The following is an 18,517-nucleotide window of genomic DNA, read 5'->3' on the forward strand; positions in this document are numbered from 1 at the left end:
ACTAATATATATGTCAAGCAACATGACCTCGAGAATGTGGAGAGCAGCATGACAACGCGCCCGGACGTGCAGGCCTTCTTTGATACCCAGACCAACACGGTGAGCTATTTGGTGTCCGAGCCGGATGGCCCGGCGGCGGTTATCATCGACCCGGTCCTGGACTATGACCACGCAGGCGGCACGTTCCACACCGCCGGAGCCCAGGCGATCCTCGATGCGGCAAGCGAACGCGGCCTCAAAGTCGAGTGGATACTTGAGACCCATGCCCATGCCGACCATCTGTCCGCAGCGCCCTATCTCAAGGAAAAGACCGGCGCCCCCATCGCCATCGGCGAACACATCACCCAGGTGCAGCAGATCTTCGCACCGGTGTTTGCCGCCAAGGACGTAACCGGCACCGGGTCTGAGTTTGATCGGCTGCTGAGTGACGGCGACACGCTGACCGTCGGCGCGCTCACTGTGGACGTGATGCACACGCCCGGACACACACCCGCCTGCGTGTCGTATCGTATTGGCGGTGCGGTCTTTGTTGGCGACACGCTGTTCATGCCGGACTACGGCACGGCTCGGGCGGACTTTCCCGGCGGCGACGCCCGCGCGCTCTACACATCCATTCAGCGCATTTTGTCCTTGCCGCCGCAAACGCGCCTGTTCATGTGTCACGACTACTTGCCCGACAACGGCCGGAAGGCGCATGCGTGGGAAACCACCGTGGCCGACCAGCGTGCCCGCAACGTGCATGTGCATGAAGGAACCAGCGAGGCTGAGTTTGTCGCCATGCGCAACAGCCGCGATGCCGGTCTGCCGGCGCCCCGGCTGTTGCTGCCATCGGTTCAGGTCAACATTCGCGCCGGGCACATGCCGCCACCGGACGACAACGGCACAACCTATCTGCGCATCCCGGTCGAGCCTGCTGCATAGACGGTCCCTGCCCATGCACGGGGTTGCCTGTCTCCCGCCAACTCGGTCGCGCTACCGTCAGGTCGCCATCTCTTGCCTGAAATCAGCGGGAATGGGGCAATCGGTGCACACGCTGTTGTCGCACATGCGGCACAGGTGACACCGGTCCAGATCGCTGTCCGGGATTGCGGCCAGGAGCTTGTGCAGCAACGCGGCAAATACATCCTGCTCTTGTTCGTCCAGCGGGCTCAGCAGCTGCGCAATCGTCGCCAGACGGCCCGCGAGCAGGTCATCACACGCAGCAGTCCCTTTTTCCGTAAGAAAGAGCGCGACGGACCGCTTGTCCTTGCCTGCGCGGCGCTCGACCAACCCATCGGCCGCAAGCCGATCCACCAGCCGCACGGTGCCGGGATGGGACAGACCCAGAATGCGCTTGAGCTGGTCGTTCGACGGCCCCGCGCCGCTTCCGATCACAATAAGGGCGGCAGGCGTTTCGCCTGCGCGGTTCATCACGTCGAGCGCGACGTTCTCGATACGGTCAGCAACGGCAAGCCCTAAAGCACCGAGCAGATTGGCGGTTCGATTCAGCATGTACGCAGGATACGTGCGCTATGCACATTTTTCAATTGACTATATGTGCGCAGCGCACATAATTAGACGTGTCTCTGTCTCACTGAAAAAGAAGGATGCAATTTGCATGTCTAATGAAACCCTCAGCGCCGAACATCGCGACTTCTACAAGCGCTTCCAGTCGTTCTGGGCGGCACCGTCAGGTGAGCGGGTGGCCGAACTCATCGCACCAGATGCACAAATTCATTTCACCGGCGCAGGGCACATGGATGGCAAAACCTATGCTGCCTTCATGGGCCAGACCCTGGCGGCGCTGGAAGGGGTGAAAGTCACACCGATGGACTGCGCGGGCAACGGCGACATGCTCTACATCTCGTGGGAAACCGTCGCGACAGTGCATGGGTCGCAACGGACCTATCGCGGTGTGGATCGCTTTCGCATCAAGGATGGTATGGCGGTGGAAGAACATGTGATCTTCGATTCCGCTGTGCTGACGCCCGAGGGCCGCGGCGGCATCGAGTACACGCCTGAATGAGACAGCCGCGGCCTTAGCGAAAAGGCACTGGGCACGGGGCACACGGCACAAGGCAGAGTGGTTTGACCTACCAGCTCTGCGTGCCGGGGGCGCCCTTGATGGGCCCCTTGATGGCGGACGTCACCCACCCGGCATAATATCCGCCGGGCTGCGGCGTTACCTGTTCCTTGCCGACAAAGCATGCGTCAACGCGGGCGGGATAAAACGCTATCCACCCGGCAATGCGGGCCATGTTGGGATCAAGATCATCCAGCGGCTCGGGATAAGTGAAGGCTGCATGCTCGACGCGCGCGCCGGGCAGCACCAGGTCATGGTGCACAGCTGCCCCTTTCCACTCGCAGACCGTCACATAGTCGGTCTCGTGCAGCACGCCATCCACGACATCCTCCGGCGGCACGAAGTACACCGGCGCGCCGGCCGTCTCGACCACACGCAGGGCCCGGTCACTTTTCGCGATCACCTGCCCCGCGTGCTGAACGCGCACCGGTCCCATGGCGCCGCGCACTTCGGGAGGGCGCGGATAGTCCCAGACAGATTCCTCGCCCGGCGCCACAGGATCGATCTGCGCTGGCCGCTCGCTGTTGCGCCAGGCATTGCGCCCCGCACTCACGCGGTCCAGCAGCCATTGTTTGTCCGGTATCTTTGTCATGCTTGGTCCGCCTACGGATAAACAGCGAGGGTCTGCTCGCTGACCGCCGCCGCCTGCCCTTCGGGCGTCCACAACGTTGTGACGTGGTGGCCAAAGCCGTCACGAAGCGACGTCAGCTTGGTGTGAATGAGCCACCAGCCGCTTTCATCAACCGGTTTGGGCGGCTCGAACAAGGAGACCGACCACGCCACGGTGCTGGACTTGGCAAGCCCCGGCATCACGCCGATGGCAGGTGATGGAATGGCGTCTGAGAACAGAACACTCAAGGCTTCAAGACCTATCTGGCCATCGCGGGCACGCAGCCATGTAAGGCTGTCCGTCTCCGTTGACCCTGAGTAGGGAATGGCCCCGCGCACCCAGCGAAACTCGAAATGCTGCAGGAACTTGGGCATCAGCCCATCCACATAGGGCGCAGCCTCAATGGTATCCGGTCCCGGCGTATCAGCCGGCGGAACCGGCGGCGGCACGCGATCCACACCGTCTAAAGGCAGACCAAAGATCGCCCGTGTCGTGGCCACACGCTCGCCGTTCTGGAACCCGATGGCCCGGATCTGCGTGAGGTTGCGCCCGTCGCGCTCCATTGAGGGCTCAAAGCGCAGCGCCCCGGGTCCGGACGGACGCACAAAGGTCGTCTGCAGCGCCCGCAACCGGCGGTCCGGTGCCGCCAGGTGGCGGGCCGCCATCAGACCGAGTGCAGCAACAAGGCCGCCAAAGGCAGCCCGGCCCTGCAGCCAGTCATCTGTCAGCGTGTAGATGGTGGCGTCGCCGTCACGCTCAAATTTGGTGGTCAGATGTTCAAGTGTCGTGAGCATGAGGGTCTGCTTTCGGTCTGTTTGCGCAAGACTTGGCCCGATTCCCTGAAGAAACAAGGTACGGCCCCATTGTCGGCTTCTATGTAGACATTGACAACATACATGTGCGTTCTTATGTTGGCATCGTCTACATAGGGAGCGATCTGTGTCTTATCACCATGGAAGCCTGCGCAAGGACCTCATTCAGCGCGCTGCGGAAGTCATTGCCAGCGACGGCATTGAGAAGCTGAGCCTGCGGGCGCTGGCCCGCGACCTTGGCGTATCGCACTCCGCCCCTGCCCGTCACTTCAAGGACAAGACCTCCCTCATCAAGGCGTTGGCAAAAGAAAGCTTCGGCGTTCTCATTGCCGAGCTCGACGCCGCCACAGATCGCGCCGGCAGCGACCCCATGGCCCGCTATAACGCCATCGGCAAGGCCCTTGTCCACTTTGCTCTTGCCCGGCCTGCCTATTTCAGGGCCATGACACACCCGGATGTGCGTGACAGATCAGACAAGGAGCTGGTGGACATGCATGCCGCCTACATGACCCGCCTGCTTGACGCAGCCAGGGCCGCCCAGGCCGCTGGCTGGCTGCCCGGCAAGACCCCCGAATTCGCGGTTCTCTATTCCACAGCTGCTGCCAATGGCATCTCGCAACTCCTGACCAACGTCATGGACAAGAGTTTGCTCGCCGGCATCGATCCCATCGCCCTTGGCGATGAAGTGATCGACCTGGTCGTGGCGCCTACCAGCACACCCTCAAACTCGAGCAAGGGAGATGCATCATGAAGGACATGATCCTCGCCACCCTGAAAAACCTGTTCGCCATCGGGCCGATCCTGTTTGGCGTCGCCTTTCTGGCACCGGTGTTTTCTGAACTCATGATTGCCGCAGACATTACGCAGCCCTTCGGACTGCCACCCATCGCCATTGGCCTCGTTGCGGGCCTTGGCTGGGGCAGCTACGCCTATGTGAAAGGAAGCTGGGTATGAGCACCATGATGAACGCAGCAACCAGCACAACCACCCTGACCCATGAGCGCGACGCGGAACTGCGCCGGCAGGAATTTGCCATCGCCAAGAAATACACCGGCGGCACGCCCTGGCGCATTGTCTTCTGGGGACTGGGCAACTTTGCCTTCTGGCTGGCCCTTTGGCCGCTGGTCATGACCGGCACCCTGCCACTATGGGCAGGTTTCATCCTGGCGAGCCTGTGCGTGACCATCTGCTATCTGCCGTCCCACGAAGCACAGCACAACAACATCGCACGCCCCAACACGTCGCTGCGCTGGCTCAACGAACTGGTTGGCCATGTTTCAACCATCCCCATGTTGCTGCCGTACCGAACGGCACGTTTGACCCATCTTGAGCACCACGCCCACACCAACAACCCAGAGCTCGACCCGGACTACGGCGTGACAGCAGAGGGGTGGTGGCCCGCCATATCAAAATCCTTCCGTGCCCGGATTAATCGCAACGGGGCCGGCCAGAATACAGCCTATGCAGCTGCTCTTGACCGGATTGGCGGAGAAGCTGCCGCCCGGGCCCGCATAGAAGCCCTTGCGATGAATCTCGCTTATTGGGGCATACTCACAGCCCTCGCCTGGAGTGGCTTTGCTTTGGAGGCCCTGCTGCTTTGGTGGTTGCCGCGCCATCTTGGCCTGACCTACATCCAGTTGCTTCTCAGCTGGGCGCCGCACCATCCCGGTGAACAGACCGGCCGCTACAAGGACACCCGCGCCTTCAAATACAGGTTCGGCAACATCCTCGCCATGGGGATGGAGTATCACATCATCCATCACCTGCACCCTTCGATCCCGCTGCACAAGAACATGCCCGCCTACCGGGAACTGAAACCCATCCTCGAAGAACGCGGCTGCGATCTGGGCGGACTTTAGGCTAGACTGTGCGCTAACCAGAAAATTTCAGCACGCAGGAACACCCCAACATGAGAACGATCATCCGCAACGGCCATGTGCTCGACACCGCATCCATGAAAATGACCGGCGAGCAGACCGTGGTCATAGAAGATGGTGTGATTGTGGATGTGGGCACAGCGGCCCCAGGCGCGAAAGCTGATCTCGACATTGACGCCGCCGGACTGTTTGTCCTGCCTGGTCTCATTGATACCCATGTGCATTTTCGTCTGGCGACCCTGGATTTCAGCAAGCTCGCCACATGGTCCGAGGTCGAATACGGCATCGCCATGACCAAGCTGGCCCGCGAGACACTGGCGCGGGGCTTTACAACCGTGCGCGACATTGGCGGCGATGTGTCGGGCCTCATGCGCGCGATCCGGACCGGTGCCATTCCCGGCCCGCGGATTTTTCATGCAGGGCGCATGCTGTCCCAGACCGGTGGCCACGCGGATGCGGAAGGTGGCCCCCGTCCCGTTCCGACCTGTGCGTGCGAGATGCGGCACACTGCCTTCGGCATTGTGGCGGATGGCGTCGAAGCCGTGCGCAAGGCAGCGCGGCACAATCTGCGTGACGGCGTCGACTTCCTGAAAATTCACGTGTCCGGCGGCGTCGCCACACCGTCTGACCCGCTGGACTCGATCCAGTACACACCCGAAGAGATCCGCACCGTGGTGCAGGAAGCGCAGCACCGGCACACCTATGTGGCCGCCCATGCCTACAGCCCGCAATCCATTTCCATGGCCGTGACAAATGGTGTGCACACCATTGAGCATGGCAACCTGATTGATGCGGACGCGGCAACCAAGATGGCCGCAGCAGACGCGGTGCTGGTACCGACCCTCGTGACCTATCTGGCCATGCAGGAGGTCGGCAAACAGCTCGGCCTGCCGCAGACCAACATCGACAAGAACAAGGTCGTTGCCGACGCAGGCATTGCGTCCCTGGAAATTGCCAAGCAGGCGGGCGTCACCATGGGCTTTGGCACGGATCTGATCGGTGAAACGCAGGGAATGCAGAACCGCGAGTTTTCCATTCGCGCAGAAGCTCTGTCAGCGGCAGACATTCTTCACGCCATGTATGTAGTGAACCCGCAGCTATGCCGCCTTGAAGGCACCATAGGTGTGGTGGCACCCCAAGCGGCCGGTGACATCGTCATTGCCAGGAAAAATCCGCTGGACGACATCAACGTCATGGCAGACCCGGAAAACAATTTCGCCCACATCCTGCAGGCAGGGCAGCCCGTCGCACGGTAAGACGATCGCTCAGATAGACGGGGATCGATTGAGACCGGGTATGCCGAACAGCGCCAGTTGCAGGCTCCGCGCAATCCGCTCCGCCCGCTCCATGAAATAGGCGACAGTCTTCGGGGACCCGGACAGCTCTTCCAGTGTTTGCCGGAACAGGCCGAGCCAGATGGCAAAGTGTTCTTTTTGAATGGCCGTGTGCTTTTGGTGCGCTGGAACCGGCTTGCCTGAATAGCGCCCTGCATTCATGGCGACTGACGCCCAGAAATCTTTCATGGTCGCCAGATGCGGACCCCAATTGTCACCGATCGCCGCATTGAAGATTGGGCCCAGTGTCGCGTCATCACGGATGCGTCCGTAGAACGTCTCGACGAGCAGGTCGATGAAGGCATCATCAATGCCCAGCGACGCTGCATTGTCCTGAATGTCCTTGCGCCGCTCCTCAGCTGTGCGCAGGCGGGTTTCCGTCATCCGATGATCTCCTGCAGCTCTGTTCAAATCCGCGTGCCCGGCAGTGTGCATTGTGCCGCACGATTGCCAAACCCGCATAAGGTCGCGCCTTGGCAGATGGGCTCCGCCTGCCATAATGACGCCCATGACCTATGAGCCAACGCTAGCCTCGCTGAACGCCCACCCGGTGCCCCAATGGTATGACGACGCCAAGTTCGGGATTTTCATTCACTGGGGCATGTGGGCCATTCCCGCCTTTGCCGGATCAAGCGGCAGCATCGGCGAGATTTTTCGCGACCATTTCGACAAGGCCGTCGCCATGACGCCCTACACCGAGTGGTACGAGAACGCCATCAAGGTTCCCGGAACGCCCTCGGCCAAGTTTCACGCCGAGATGTATGGCAACATGCCCTACTCGGATTTTCGCGACCCGTTTCTTGAGACCATCGACCAATGGGACCCGGATGCCTGGGCGGACCAGTTTGCCCGTGCCGGCGCCAAATATGTGGTGCTGGTAACCAAGCACCATGACGGGTTCTGCCTGTGGCCTTCCGACGTGAAAAACCCCAAGCGCGACAACTGGTATTCCAGGCGCGACATTGTGGGAGAACTAGGTGAGGCCGTGCGCGCCCGTGGTATGCGCTACGGACTCTACTACTCCGGTGGCATCGACTGGTCGTTCAACCCCAAGCCACTGCGCACGCTGGGCGAATTCATCAGCTCTGCACCACGAGGCAAGTATCCAGCCTACGCGACGGCTCAGGTGCGAGAGCTGATAGAGCGCTATCGCCCGTCCATCCTGTGGAACGACATTTCATGGCCGACACCGCTCGCGCCACAACTGCAACTGTTTGCGGACTACTACAACGAGATTGATGACGGCGTGGTCAATGACCGCTGGATGCCGCAATCCTGGAAAACAGCATTGATGCGCCTGCCGCCGGTGCGGCGCAGCTTTGACCGCGCCGTCAGAAAACGGATGCAGTCTGAGTCAGCCAGCAAGGGGATAACCCCACCCAAACCGCCGCACTTTGATTTTCAAACCCCCGAATACGCAACCTTCAGCGACATCGCGCAGAACAAATGGGAAGCCACGCGCGGCATGAGCCATTCATTCGGCTTCAACCGCAATGATACAGATGCGGACTATCTGAGCGCCGAAGAGATTGTGCACGGATTTGCCGATGCCGTGTCAAAGAACGGCAACCTGCTGCTGAACGTCGGCCCACGCGGAGACAACGGTACAATTCCAAAAGAGCAGACAACGCGGCTGGATGCATTTGGCAACTGGATCACACGCAACAGCCAAGGGGTCTACGGGACGCGGCCTTGGACGCGCGCGGAAGGCAAAGCCATTGCCGACGGTGAAACTCTGGATGTGCGCTTCACCTGCACAGACACAGCGCTCTATGCCCATGTCCTGTCCGCAACCAGACCACAACAACTCACCATCAGCGACCTGCCGGTGACAGCCGATACACATATTAATCTGTTGGGTCATGGCCCGGTGCAGTGGCAGGGCAACGCCACCAGTGTGACGCTTACCCTGCCAGCAAAGACCGATGCAGACCCCGCGTGGACTTTGGCGATTCCCCACCCTGCGACCTGACACTTTAGGTCAGGCGGTGGCGGACACAATCCAGACGCCAGCACCAAGCAACACCTTGCTGTCCACCATCTTGGCTTCCATGGCGTCTGTCAGGTCGCTCAGCACCGCTTCCTTTTCAGCGTCGGTCTTGTCCATCATCACCCGCGAGATCGGCCCGCGAAGCATCAGACTTTCCGCAGCATCACGCGCAGAGCTGCCCTGGTTGAGCTTGGTCGCAAACGGTTCTGCCTTGGCATTGGACCATCCCGCATCGCCCAGAATGCCGAGGGTCCGCTCAATGTCTGCAAAGGCAAAGGGACCCGGCGCATAAGGGTCCGGCGGCGGTGGGAATTCCACATGCTTCTTGGCGATACCAAGACCAATGTGCACCCACTCGTTTTCACGCACCGGCTGCCAGCAGATGAACACCATCCGCCCGCCGGGCTTGGTGTGGGCATGAATGTTCTTGAACGCCACTGTCGGTTCTTCAAAGAACATGACACCGAAGCGCGAGATCACCAGATCAGCAGCGTCACCCAGCGTGTCCGTCTGCGCGTCGCCCTCAGCAAAACTCGCATGGCTTGCGCCCTGACCTGCTGCACGGCTTTCGGCCAGGTTCAGCATGGGCTGGGATATGTCGACGCCATGAACTGAGCCGGATGCGCCCACCGCGGCGGCGGCCTTTAGCGATGTATCGCCGGTGCCGCAACCAATGTCGAGAACCCGTTCACCTTTTGCGGGCACGGCGTGTGTCATCAACTGCTCCGTAAACGGAGCAAGGAAGCGATCCATCTCTTCCTGACCGGAAACCCAGCTTGAGCCGCCATTGCCGTTCCAGAACTCTTTTTGATCCTGATTGATTGCAGTCATCTATCTGCCACCCTGTCCGTCGTCCACGGTGATCACAGTCCCGGTGACACATTCAGACGACGGCGACAGCAGGAACAGCAAAGTCGAATCCATCTGCTCGGCAGTGCAGATGCGCTTGCGGGGAAAGTGCTTTGAAAAGTCGCCCATCCGCTCAAGCATGCCTTCGAGCATTTCCGTCATGAAGGCGCCCGGAGCGATGCCGTTGACATTGATGTTGTAGCGCGCCCACTCAACAGCCAGCGCCTCGGACATGCGCGCAATCGCCCGCTTGGTGATGGAATAAAGCGCCGCGCCATTGCCGTCATAGCGGTAGGCAGCGACCGATGCGATGTTGACGATGCGGCCGGGCTTTTCAGCTGCGATCAGCCGTTTGGCGACTTCAGCTGCAAGGATGTAGGGACCGCGCAGATTGGTATCGATGACCCGGTCAATCAGATCGACTTCCATCTTGTGCGCCCGCTGCGCATCGGGAATGCCGGCATTGTTGATGAGGATGTCCACCGTCCCAAACGCTGCTTCCGCATCGTCCACGACTTTCTTGATGTTGTCCGCATCGGTCATGTCCAGCGGCAGCGCGATAGCCGTACCACCGAGACCTTCAATCTGGGCTTTGACCTCTTCCAGCCGCTCAACCCGGCGCCCGGTCAACACTACCTTTGCGCCACTTTGGGCCAGCACATGGGCAAACCGTTTGCCCAGTCCCGACGTCGTGCCGGTCACCAGAGCCACGCGGCCCGATAGGTCCGATGAAAAACGCGGCGCCTCTATCGCTTCAGCCATTCAAATATCTCCCTGTCGTGTTTTCGTTGATTTCTGATGCCCCATCCTTACCGGTCCCCACGATCAGCGGCAAATGCCCCGGGAAGTGTGGCGTGCATGACAGCCATCCATTTGCGGAGTATAACTCCGCACAATGACCTGCGGTGCTCCAGCCGTTGCAGCGCAACATATATGCCCCAATATGTACTCATGTCGGCGCGTGTCGCTGCCGTGTGTCATGCCCGGAGATGTCCTGAATGCTGCCTGAGCTCAAACCCCACAGCGACGCCATGGCCACCACTGCCCATGCCATGATCGGCGGGGTCGTCTGGCAGACCATCGCCCTGTCACTTGGGGCTGCGGCGGTCATCATCACGGTCATGACCCTCGGCGCTTTGGATCTGGTCCCGCTCTGGGCGGTGGCCATCGTGATCTATGTGAGCGTGTATCTGAGCTACACCGCACTGCATGAGGCCGTGCACCAGAACATCACCGGCGGCCGCCAGGACCTGGCATGGATCAACCAGGCGATCGGCACATTGTCCGCGTTCTTTCTGTCTCACTCCTATGAGATGCATCGCACGATCCACCTCACGCACCATCGCAACACCAATGACCCCGAACATGATCCCGACCATTGGGTGAAGGGATCCAACTGGCTGATGACGATGCTCCGCAGCCTGACGATCTTCAACGGGTATTTTTTGTTCTGCCGCCGCCACTGGGACGACAAGCGCATGCGCCGTGCCTATTGGATTGGCCTGCGCGACACCACAGTCTCAACGCTGGTGCTGGTGGCGATAGCGGTGTTTGTGGATTGGAAGCTGGCGCTGTTCGGCTACGCAATACCCGCCATGCTGGCGGCCATGACGCTGGGCCTGTTGTTCGACTATTTCGTGCATACGCCGCACAAGGCCCGCGCCAGGTTTGAAAACACCCGCGTGTTTGTCTTCCCCGGCTGGCTCGACACGCTGGTGACCTGGGCCTATGTGCAGCAGAACTATCACGGCGTGCACCACGCCTTCCCCCGCATACCCTTCACCAAGTACCGCGCGTTCTACCGAGAAACACGGACGGACATTCAGGACGCCGGCATGCCTGTGGCCAGGCCACTAGGGTAGGTCTGGGCTAGATCACTGCCCTAGGCAGCAGATGAGGCAGCGGGTTTGCGACGGGGCTTGGCTTTGGTCTTGGTGGCAGCCTTGGAGGTTGCCTTCCTACCTTTGGCTGCCGGCCGCGGGGGCGCACCTGCGGTCCGGCCGCGTGTGCTGGACCGGGCACTGCGCTCCGCCTTCTGGACGCCAGCGCTTTCAGCGGTCAGCTCGATTTCAAGCGCATCATACTCAGCAAGAACCCGGTCTAGGGTTCGGCTGATCTTGGTACAGATGCGGATCATTTCAAGCTTCGGCCAGGTCGCCCGTTCACCCTCTTCCACGAACGACATCACTTCTTCCTGCGTCGGATGCGACAACAGCTTGCGCGGGTCAAACAACCGGGCGGCAGGAATGATGTTGATATCGCCTGTATAGGTCTGCGTCGCGATCGATGAGAACATCGACAGAATGAAGTTGAGCCGCGGCCGGTTGCGCGTGAAAGTCTGGGTGACCGAGACACCGCCCCGGATGATTTCCTTCACCCAGCGCTCCGCCTGCTGCGAGATCATCGCCGTGAAGCCACTTTCGGTTTTGGGGTCACGTATCCACGGGATCACCAGAGGATTGACCATCGACACCACGAAATGGTTCACACCATAAAGGCGCATCAGCCGCTTGGCTGGCAGATCATCATGGACAGACCCATCCACCCATTTGCGTGTCGGCAGGTAAGGCTGCCGTTCACCGCCTACAGATTTCGCTTCCAGCATCACCGGCGGGAACACGCCCGGCACCGCACTGGAGGCCAGAATGGCCTTCCGCACATAGACATTTGGAGACGTGATCGCGTTCAGCAGTCGGGATGTCTGATGCATCTCGGCAGGCGCCACAGACACATTGATGTGACGCCCGGTCTTCTCAAATGCTTCCTGGAAAGTCAGATCGGGGACCAGCCGCGCGATCATCTCTTCGACTTCCCTGATATCAAGCTGCGGGTGGCGTCCCCAAAGGGCGCGGTCAAACCAGTTGGCTTCCCGGCGGGCTTCAAGCGCCAATGCTGGCTCGGCAATCAAACGCTGCAATTGCGCATCGCTGTTGGTGCCGATCACAGCCGCCACAATGGATCCGGCGCTTGAGCCGGAGACGACAGTTGGCAGCAGGTCATGCTCGACCAGCGCCTTGATGACGCCCATATGGTAGTTGCCCAGAATACCACCGCCCGACAGCATCAATGCTGTGCGGCCGAAGCAATGGCTGGCACGGCGGAAGAAATCGACCTTTTCATCAAGAGAGATTTCATCCGTATCCAGAGCAGCAAGATGCTCGATCGCAGATGTGATTTCATCCACATAGTCACAGATCAGCTTCTTCGTGCCGAACTTGGCACGCGTGTACAACAAGGGCTTGCCCATGCCGCCCATGTTGCCGTGGATGCCTTCGTTGAGCGCAAACAGCAGGCCCACATCATCGTGACGCGCGCGCAGTTCGCGCAGGCGGTCCAGACGTGACCGAATTTCGACATGGTCGTAAAGGCGGGTCTGATCCATTCGCTTCCACCGGTCCATACCGGTTTTGGCGTCATGATCCTTGGCAGCTTCGGCCCATTCAGCATGGGTTTCCGCAGCTGCCATCGCGTCTTCAATCTTGCTCAGGCCATTGAACATGCAAGCTGTCCTCTCTGCTCTTGCCGCCATATTACACGGCTCGGGCATGTTGCAGTGCATTCAAACGGCTGCGACACAACAACCCATCAGCTCGACATACTAAATGGCCATGAAATCAGTGACTTAGCGGTTTTGCCCTGTGCAAATTTTCATGGTCCTTGGGAACAAAAACACCGGTTACGGGTTCTACAGATCGGGTATTACAACCAAGTGGGGGCTCCCCCGGCGCGGGAAGGCATGGGCGACATTCAACCGATAGACATTCTTATCACCAACATTCTGGACATGGTCCGTGGACTGATTGCGCTTCTGCCGCAGATCGGCCTGGCCATCGTCATCCTCATCATCACCTGGGCCATCTCCAAGCTGGCCAACAAGCTCGTTCACCGAGCGTTGCCGTCGAGCCGTATGCGGCCGTCGCTTGTTGAACTGATGAGCAACCTGCTGAGCATTGGCATATGGGTCGTGGGGCTGGTGGTTGCTGCCATTGTCGTGTTCCCGACCATTACCCCGGGCGACATGATTGCAGCACTCGGCATTGGTTCGCTGGCCATCGGGTTTGCCTTCAAGGACATCTTTGAGAACTTCATGGCGGGAATACTCATCCTCTACCGCCGCCCCATGCGTATTGGCGATTACATGGAATGCGACGGCGTGGAGGGCCGCGTCGAGAAGATTTCAATTCGCGACACCCATGTACGGCGCACGGACGGCCAGCTCGTGGTCATGCCCAACGGCATGTTGTTCCGAAACCCGGTCGAGATCAGAACCGACCGTGACATAAGGCGGGTGACGATCAGTGCGGGTGTGGCGTACGACGAAGACGTGGATCAGTCACGCGACGTGATCACCAAGGCCGTGGAGGCCTGCAAGACGGTGCGGACCAACGAACCGGTTCAGGTCTTTGCCGAAGCCTTTGGGGCGTCGAGCATCGATTTTGAAGTGACCTGGTGGACGGGTTCCAAGCCTGTTGATGTCCGCAAATCACGCGACGAAGTTGTCGCCAGCGTGAAGCGTGCCTTGGACGAAGCAGGCATTGAGATTCCATTCCCGTATCGGACGTTGACCTTCAAGGAACCCCTGACCCTCAAGCAGGAAGCCGCCACGGACACCGGCTCGGCCAGCGGCTCGGACGGCGGCTAGCCCGCACCAAAGCGGCCATCGAGCCAGGCATTGATCGTCTCGGCACTTTCTTCCCATGCAGGGTCCAGCATCAGATTGTGGGCGCCGGTCACAACTTTCAAAGGAGCCTCAAAGGTCTTCGCCAGCCACTCCTGGTCGCGCATGGGGATGGACCAGTCATCACTGCCGGCCACCACAAGCACCGGCCTTGTCTCAAGGTCCGGCGTGTCAGGTGCGGGCCTCTTAAAAATCTCATGCATGGCGCGCGGAGATTCGCCACTTAGCTCGGTGATGTATTTGGCCTTCAGCTCCGGATCGAGATTGTTGCCGTAGAAAAACGAGATGAAGGCGGGCAGCCCGCCCTCAAAGTCCCCTTTCACCTGCGCCTTGTAGAGTGCCACGGGGTGCTGACGCAGCATGCGCCACGCGACACTCATGGAAGGTCTCATGGGGGAAGAGGCCAGCAGGACCGCACCAACGACGGACGTGCTCCGGACACGGACCATCTGCGCAAGGACGCCGCCAAGCGAGTGACCGATGAGGACGACATCGCCACCCAGCTGCGCAATCACCTCGTTCACATCATCAACAAAGTCATCCATGCCCGGCTGGTCCCTGGCAAGATCGCCGGGACTTTGACCATGACCCCGGGTGCTCATGGCATGCGCAGCCCATCCCTGCTCTGCAAACCATGGAAGAAAGTGATGGTCCCAGCACCGGGCATCATGAAACCCGCCATGGAGAAACAGGAGCTGCGGGCGGCCCGGCGTCGCTGCGCCGCGAGAAATCAGTTCGAGTGTCATGGCGTCCTCTTAATGTGACGTCCAGCATGGACGCTGGCACCGGGCACACAATTACCTGGCAGAGAAGTATGCGTTTACGCCTTCCGGCAATGATCAATCAGATGATCAACAAACACGCGCACCTTGCCCGACAGGTGTCGACTGTGCGGGTAAGCTGCATAGATACTGCGGTCATAGTAGTCGTAATCCTCAAGCACCTGCACAAGTCGGCCTGCCTTGAGATCTTCTCGCACGGTGGACCAAAGACAAAGCCCGACACCCATACCGGCACGCACCAGTGTTGCAACACCGCGCGCGGTATTGACCTTAATCCTGACGGGTACCTGCACCCGCATCACGTCGCCATCAATATTGAAGCTCCATTGCCCGGTCGGATTGACGGAGGAGAGAATGACGCAGCTGTGGGTAGCCAGATCGTCAGGATGCTGTGGCATGCCAGCCGCTTCCAGATAGGCGGGGGAGGCGCAGACCAGGAAAGGAAAGTCGGTGACCTTCCGGATGATCAAACTGGAGTCGGGCATGTCATCGACCCGGACAGCCACATCATACCCTTCACCGATGATATCGACCCGCCGCTCATCAAGCGTCAGCTCTATCGCAATATCAGGATAGGCCTCCATAAAGGAGGGCAGCGAAGGTATCAGCACATCCTCGCCAAAGGCGCGCGGCGCTGCGACCCTCAAGGACCCGCGTGGAGCCCCATGCCGACTGCGCACCATGTCATGGGCTTCGTCCACCTCGGCCACAAGAGCCGCGCACCGTTCGCGATAGGCGGCCCCGGTTTCCGTCAGACCCACATGCCGGGTGGTCCTGTTGAGAAGCCGCACACCCAGATACTCTTCAAGCTGGGCAACCTTCTTGCTGGTCAGCGCTTTCGACAGGCCCAGTTGCCGTGCCGCCGCAGAAAAGCTGCCCTGTTCAGCAACCACCGCAAAAATCCGCATGGCCTCAAGCGTGTCCATTCGCCAAATCTCACTGTCACTGTTTCGTTGACAGTCTTTCGGATTAGTGCGGGATTATCAATGTTTCAGTGAGGCGTCATCTTCCCCCTGTTGTTTCAAGTCGCCAACATTCAGGCGCTTACAGGGAAGACCGACACCATGATCAAACTTTACCGCCACGAACTCTCCGGCCACGCCCATCGCGTGGAACTGTTCCTGTCCCTCCTCGGCCTTGATCACGAGCTTGTTGACGTGGACTTGATGTCCGGCGCTCACAAGACGAACGCGTTTCGAGCGCTCAACAGCTTCGCTCAGCTGCCGGTCATCGACGACAACGGCGTCATCGTTTCGGACTCAAATGCCATCCTCGTCTATCTCGCCAAGAAATATGGCAACCAGACCTGGCTCCCCGAAGACGCCGTAAAAGCAGCGCAGGTGCAGCGCTGGCTATCGATCGCGGCAGGACCCGTCGCATTCGGACCGGCTGCGGCACGTCTGGTCACCCTCTTCAAGGCACCGCTCGATCATGAGCGCACCAAAAGTATCGCCTATGCGCTGTTTGACGTGATGGAGCAGGAACTCGCCACACGTGACTGGCTCGCTGGTGCGGACGCAACAATCGCCGACGTCGCAGGCTACAGCTACATCGCCCACGCGCCCGAAGGCGACGTCTCGCTTGAGCCATATCCCCATCTCCGCGCGTGGCTGAAGCGCATCGAAGATCTGCCCGGCTTTGTCGCCATGAAGGCCACACCCATTGCATTGGCAGCCTAGTGAAACCGAGCGGGGAAGGCGGTGTTGTGCCAGCCGCCCCGCTCCCATTTCCACCAAGTATCGCAGGAAGGAACCACCAATGACCGACCTTAATCAGCCACAGGCAGTATCGCCGTTTCACGCAGGTGAAATTGCAGTTCAAAGAAGGCTCGGCGTCGATGAACGCATGGCAGTCATCGGTGCGAAATTCATTCGCGATCACATGCCGGCGGAACATCGCGACTTCTATGAGCAACTGCCATTTGTCGTGTTGGGCACACAGGATAGTTCGGGCCAGCCATGGGCAACGATGCTTGCAGGCTCAAAAGGTTTCATACAAAGCCCGACGGACCGCACACTCGAAATTGCGACGCACCTGCCTGCGGCAGATCCAGCCCTCGCCGCACTTTCCAACGGGGCACCGGTCGGAGGGCTCGGCATAGAGCTGGACACCCGACGCCGGAATCGTTTCACAGCGCGTGTTGAGGGCCACGCAAAGGAATACGTGCACCTTGCCATTGATCAGAGCTTTGGGAATTGCCCGCAATACATCCAGACCCGGGCCCTGATTGAAACCCGCGATCCCGATGCACCTCATGTGGAAACGCCTGTCCGCGTCACATCCCTGGAAGGAGACCTGTGCACATTGGTCGAGCGCGCGGACACCTTCTTTGTCGCTTCATCAACAAGATCCCACACGCCTCGCACGCTCAGCAGCGGCGTAGACGTGTCGCACCGTGGCGGAGCGGCTGGTTTCATCAAAGTTGAAAACAACCGTACACTGACCATTCCGGACTATGCCGGCAACAACTTCTTCAACACGCTGGGCAACCTGCTGGAAAACCCGAAGGCTGGGTTGCTGTTCCCAGATTTTGAGACCGGCGGCCTGATCCACCTGGCAGGGACTGTCGAGATCATCTGGAGCGGCCCAGACGTCGACCAGTTCCCGGCAGCCGGACGCGCATGGCGCTTTACCCTGGATCATGGTCTGGTCCGGCCCAAAGCGCTGCCCATGCGTTTTGATTTTGGAGAATTCTCTCCAAAATCCATCAAGCACGGCACGTGGCGGCATAGCTGAGCGTCAGTTAGCCTTTAAGGCTGGCTTCAATCGTTGCAATCGTCTGTGCACGGATGAGCATCTTGTTGGCAGCGTATGCGCCGTTGGGCAGCTCGCCCAGCTGAGCCGCAATGCCGGTTGCCGTATCCAGCACCTTGTCGGCGTCAACCACCTGATCAAGGTAGCCGACTTTCACAGCCCCTTCCGGGTCATACATTTTTGCCTGCACAATTGCTTCCGTCAGGAAGCGCGGATCAAGGCGGGCGCGGGGCAGCTCAATGCCGAAGATCGGCAGCGTCATGCCGTTGACCGTTTCATTGGCGCCAATGGCAAACTCGCCCGCCGCGCCAATACGCGTATCGCAGCCCGCCAGCAAAAACACACCCATGGCTGATGGCAGTGGCCTGTACAGGCAGCCACCAGCCGAGCAGCTTGTTGCCATACAGTCCGAAGGGCAAACGCACCGCCGCGATTGACCAGCGCTATGAGCTTCTTCGAGGGCTGGCACCATTCATCAGCTTGATGGTCGAAACCGGCAGAAAACAGCCCGGGTTTCCCGGTCAGCACGACGGCCTTGGCATCGGCCTCCGCTTTGTCCATGGCAGCCTCAAGACCCTCAAGCAGCGCGGGGTTCACTGCGTTTGCCTTGCCGTCATTCATGGTGATGACCGCAACGTCGCCGTTCATATCCAGTGTGACGCTCATGAGTGTGCTCCTCGCATAGCTGCCAATGTGTAAGTTCATTTATAGAACTAATAAGGGGCCACATGGCAAAATGCCAGTGGCCCCTTAAGGCAAACGATCTCTC

General features: G+C 59.8%; 22 protein-coding genes. 11 read left to right on the forward strand and 11 right to left on the reverse strand.

Features of this window, described 5'->3' with window-relative positions:
* Positions 1-48 precede the first annotated feature (48 nt).
* A complete protein-coding gene (locus BN1012_RS15330; protein ID WP_043950265.1) occupies positions 49-921 on the forward strand; it encodes an MBL fold metallo-hydrolase in 873 nt (290 codons plus the stop codon).
* Between the two features lie 57 nt (positions 922-978).
* Here BN1012_RS15330 and BN1012_RS15335 read toward each other — a convergent pair whose 3' ends face one another.
* A complete protein-coding gene (locus BN1012_RS15335; protein WP_043950266.1) occupies positions 979-1,491 on the reverse strand; it encodes a MarR family winged helix-turn-helix transcriptional regulator in 513 nt (170 codons plus the stop codon).
* Between the two features lie 106 nt (positions 1,492-1,597).
* On the opposite strand from BN1012_RS15335, the gene BN1012_RS15340 reads away from it, so the two are divergent.
* Positions 1,598-2,005, forward strand: a complete 408-nt coding sequence (locus BN1012_RS15340; RefSeq protein WP_171815992.1) for a nuclear transport factor 2 family protein — start codon at positions 1,598-1,600, stop codon at positions 2,003-2,005.
* Positions 2,006-2,072: 67 nt separating this feature from the next.
* On the opposite strand, the gene BN1012_RS15345 is transcribed toward BN1012_RS15340, so the two are convergent.
* Positions 2,073-2,654 (reverse strand): DUF427 domain-containing protein, encoded by a 582-nt coding sequence (locus tag BN1012_RS15345; RefSeq protein ID WP_081826443.1) that lies wholly within the window; start codon positions 2,652-2,654, stop codon positions 2,073-2,075.
* Between the two features lie 11 nt (positions 2,655-2,665).
* The gene (locus BN1012_RS15350; protein WP_043950268.1) at positions 2,666-3,466 is read right to left on the reverse strand and encodes an acyl-CoA thioesterase; all 801 of its coding nucleotides are present in this window, start codon (positions 3,464-3,466) and stop codon (positions 2,666-2,668) included.
* Between the two features lie 145 nt (positions 3,467-3,611).
* Between BN1012_RS15350 and BN1012_RS17145 the strand changes: the two genes are divergently transcribed.
* The 4 genes from BN1012_RS17145 to BN1012_RS15370 are packed head-to-tail and all read left to right on the forward strand — an operon-like array spanning position 3,612 to position 6,617.
* Complete coding sequence (locus tag BN1012_RS17145; protein ID WP_052535470.1) at positions 3,612-4,235, forward strand: TetR/AcrR family transcriptional regulator; 624 nt, start codon at positions 3,612-3,614, stop codon at positions 4,233-4,235.
* Positions 4,232-4,438 (forward strand): hypothetical protein, encoded by a 207-nt coding sequence (locus BN1012_RS15360; protein WP_052535471.1) that lies wholly within the window; start codon positions 4,232-4,234, stop codon positions 4,436-4,438. Before BN1012_RS17145 ends, BN1012_RS15360 begins: the two co-directional genes overlap by 4 nt.
* Positions 4,435-5,343 (forward strand): fatty acid desaturase, encoded by a 909-nt coding sequence (locus BN1012_RS15365; RefSeq protein ID WP_197538317.1) that lies wholly within the window; start codon positions 4,435-4,437, stop codon positions 5,341-5,343. Before BN1012_RS15360 ends, BN1012_RS15365 begins: the two co-directional genes overlap by 4 nt.
* 50 nt (positions 5,344-5,393) lie before the next feature.
* Entirely contained in the window at positions 5,394-6,617 is a 1,224-nt protein-coding gene (locus BN1012_RS15370) for a metal-dependent hydrolase family protein (protein WP_043950269.1), read from the forward strand.
* Between the two features lie 9 nt (positions 6,618-6,626).
* Here the strand turns inward: BN1012_RS15370 and BN1012_RS15375 are convergent, their stop codons facing one another.
* On the reverse strand, positions 6,627-7,079 hold the full coding sequence (locus BN1012_RS15375; RefSeq protein ID WP_043950270.1) for a group III truncated hemoglobin: 453 nt from the start codon (positions 7,077-7,079) through the stop codon (positions 6,627-6,629).
* 124 nt (positions 7,080-7,203) lie between these two features.
* On the opposite strand from BN1012_RS15375, the gene BN1012_RS15380 reads away from it, so the two are divergent.
* Positions 7,204-8,667, forward strand: a complete 1,464-nt coding sequence (locus BN1012_RS15380) for an alpha-L-fucosidase (protein WP_043951214.1) — start codon at positions 7,204-7,206, stop codon at positions 8,665-8,667.
* Positions 8,668-8,676: 9 nt separating this feature from the next.
* Here BN1012_RS15380 and BN1012_RS15385 read toward each other — a convergent pair whose 3' ends face one another.
* Positions 8,677-9,516 (reverse strand): class I SAM-dependent methyltransferase, encoded by an 840-nt coding sequence (locus tag BN1012_RS15385; RefSeq protein WP_043950271.1) that lies wholly within the window; start codon positions 9,514-9,516, stop codon positions 8,677-8,679.
* Positions 9,517-10,296 (reverse strand): SDR family NAD(P)-dependent oxidoreductase, encoded by a 780-nt coding sequence (locus BN1012_RS15390; protein ID WP_043950272.1) that lies wholly within the window; start codon positions 10,294-10,296, stop codon positions 9,517-9,519.
* Positions 10,297-10,532: 236 nt separating this feature from the next.
* On the opposite strand from BN1012_RS15390, the gene BN1012_RS15395 reads away from it, so the two are divergent.
* Positions 10,533-11,396: a fatty acid desaturase family protein gene (locus tag BN1012_RS15395; protein WP_043950273.1), complete on the forward strand. Its 864-nt coding sequence runs from the start codon at positions 10,533-10,535 to the stop codon at positions 11,394-11,396.
* Positions 11,397-11,416: 20 nt separating this feature from the next.
* Here the strand turns inward: BN1012_RS15395 and BN1012_RS15400 are convergent, their stop codons facing one another.
* Positions 11,417-13,033 (reverse strand): DUF3336 domain-containing protein, encoded by a 1,617-nt coding sequence (locus tag BN1012_RS15400; protein WP_043950274.1) that lies wholly within the window; start codon positions 13,031-13,033, stop codon positions 11,417-11,419.
* Positions 13,034-13,270: 237 nt separating this feature from the next.
* On the opposite strand from BN1012_RS15400, the gene BN1012_RS15405 reads away from it, so the two are divergent.
* Positions 13,271-14,176, forward strand: a complete 906-nt coding sequence (locus BN1012_RS15405) for a mechanosensitive ion channel family protein (protein ID WP_081826445.1) — start codon at positions 13,271-13,273, stop codon at positions 14,174-14,176.
* On the opposite strand, the gene BN1012_RS15410 is transcribed toward BN1012_RS15405, so the two are convergent.
* Positions 14,173-14,958: an alpha/beta hydrolase gene (locus tag BN1012_RS15410; protein ID WP_043950275.1), complete on the reverse strand. Its 786-nt coding sequence runs from the start codon at positions 14,956-14,958 to the stop codon at positions 14,173-14,175. The genes BN1012_RS15405 and BN1012_RS15410 overlap by 4 nt on opposite strands.
* Positions 14,959-15,032: 74 nt before the next feature.
* Positions 15,033-15,920, reverse strand: coding sequence for a LysR family transcriptional regulator (locus BN1012_RS15415; RefSeq protein WP_043950276.1), 888 nt, complete (start codon positions 15,918-15,920; stop codon positions 15,033-15,035).
* A 141-nt stretch (positions 15,921-16,061) separates the two neighbouring features.
* On the opposite strand from BN1012_RS15415, the gene BN1012_RS15420 reads away from it, so the two are divergent.
* Positions 16,062-16,673 carry a glutathione S-transferase family protein gene (locus BN1012_RS15420; RefSeq protein ID WP_197538380.1) on the forward strand — a complete coding sequence of 204 codons (612 nt, stop codon included), beginning with the start codon at positions 16,062-16,064 and terminating at the stop codon, positions 16,671-16,673.
* A gap of 79 nt (positions 16,674-16,752) precedes the next feature.
* Positions 16,753-17,730 (forward strand): pyridoxamine 5'-phosphate oxidase family protein, encoded by a 978-nt coding sequence (locus BN1012_RS15425; protein ID WP_043950277.1) that lies wholly within the window; start codon positions 16,753-16,755, stop codon positions 17,728-17,730.
* A 7-nt stretch (positions 17,731-17,737) separates the two neighbouring features.
* Here the strand turns inward: BN1012_RS15425 and BN1012_RS17535 are convergent, their stop codons facing one another.
* Together BN1012_RS17535 and BN1012_RS17680 are read right to left on the reverse strand one after the other, a co-directional pair.
* The gene (locus BN1012_RS17535) at positions 17,738-18,010 is read right to left on the reverse strand and encodes a Clp protease/crotonase-like domain-containing protein (RefSeq protein ID WP_081826446.1); all 273 of its coding nucleotides are present in this window, start codon (positions 18,008-18,010) and stop codon (positions 17,738-17,740) included.
* The gene (locus BN1012_RS17680) at positions 18,007-18,414 is read right to left on the reverse strand and encodes an enoyl-CoA hydratase-related protein (RefSeq protein WP_171815872.1); all 408 of its coding nucleotides are present in this window, start codon (positions 18,412-18,414) and stop codon (positions 18,007-18,009) included. Before BN1012_RS17680 ends, BN1012_RS17535 begins: the two co-directional genes overlap by 4 nt.
* Between the last annotated feature and the right edge of the window lie 103 nt (positions 18,415-18,517).

This window comes from Candidatus Phaeomarinobacter ectocarpi, assembly GCF_000689395.1.
In the GTDB taxonomy this organism is placed as follows: domain Bacteria; phylum Pseudomonadota; class Alphaproteobacteria; order CGMCC-115125; family CGMCC-115125; genus Pyruvatibacter; species Pyruvatibacter ectocarpi.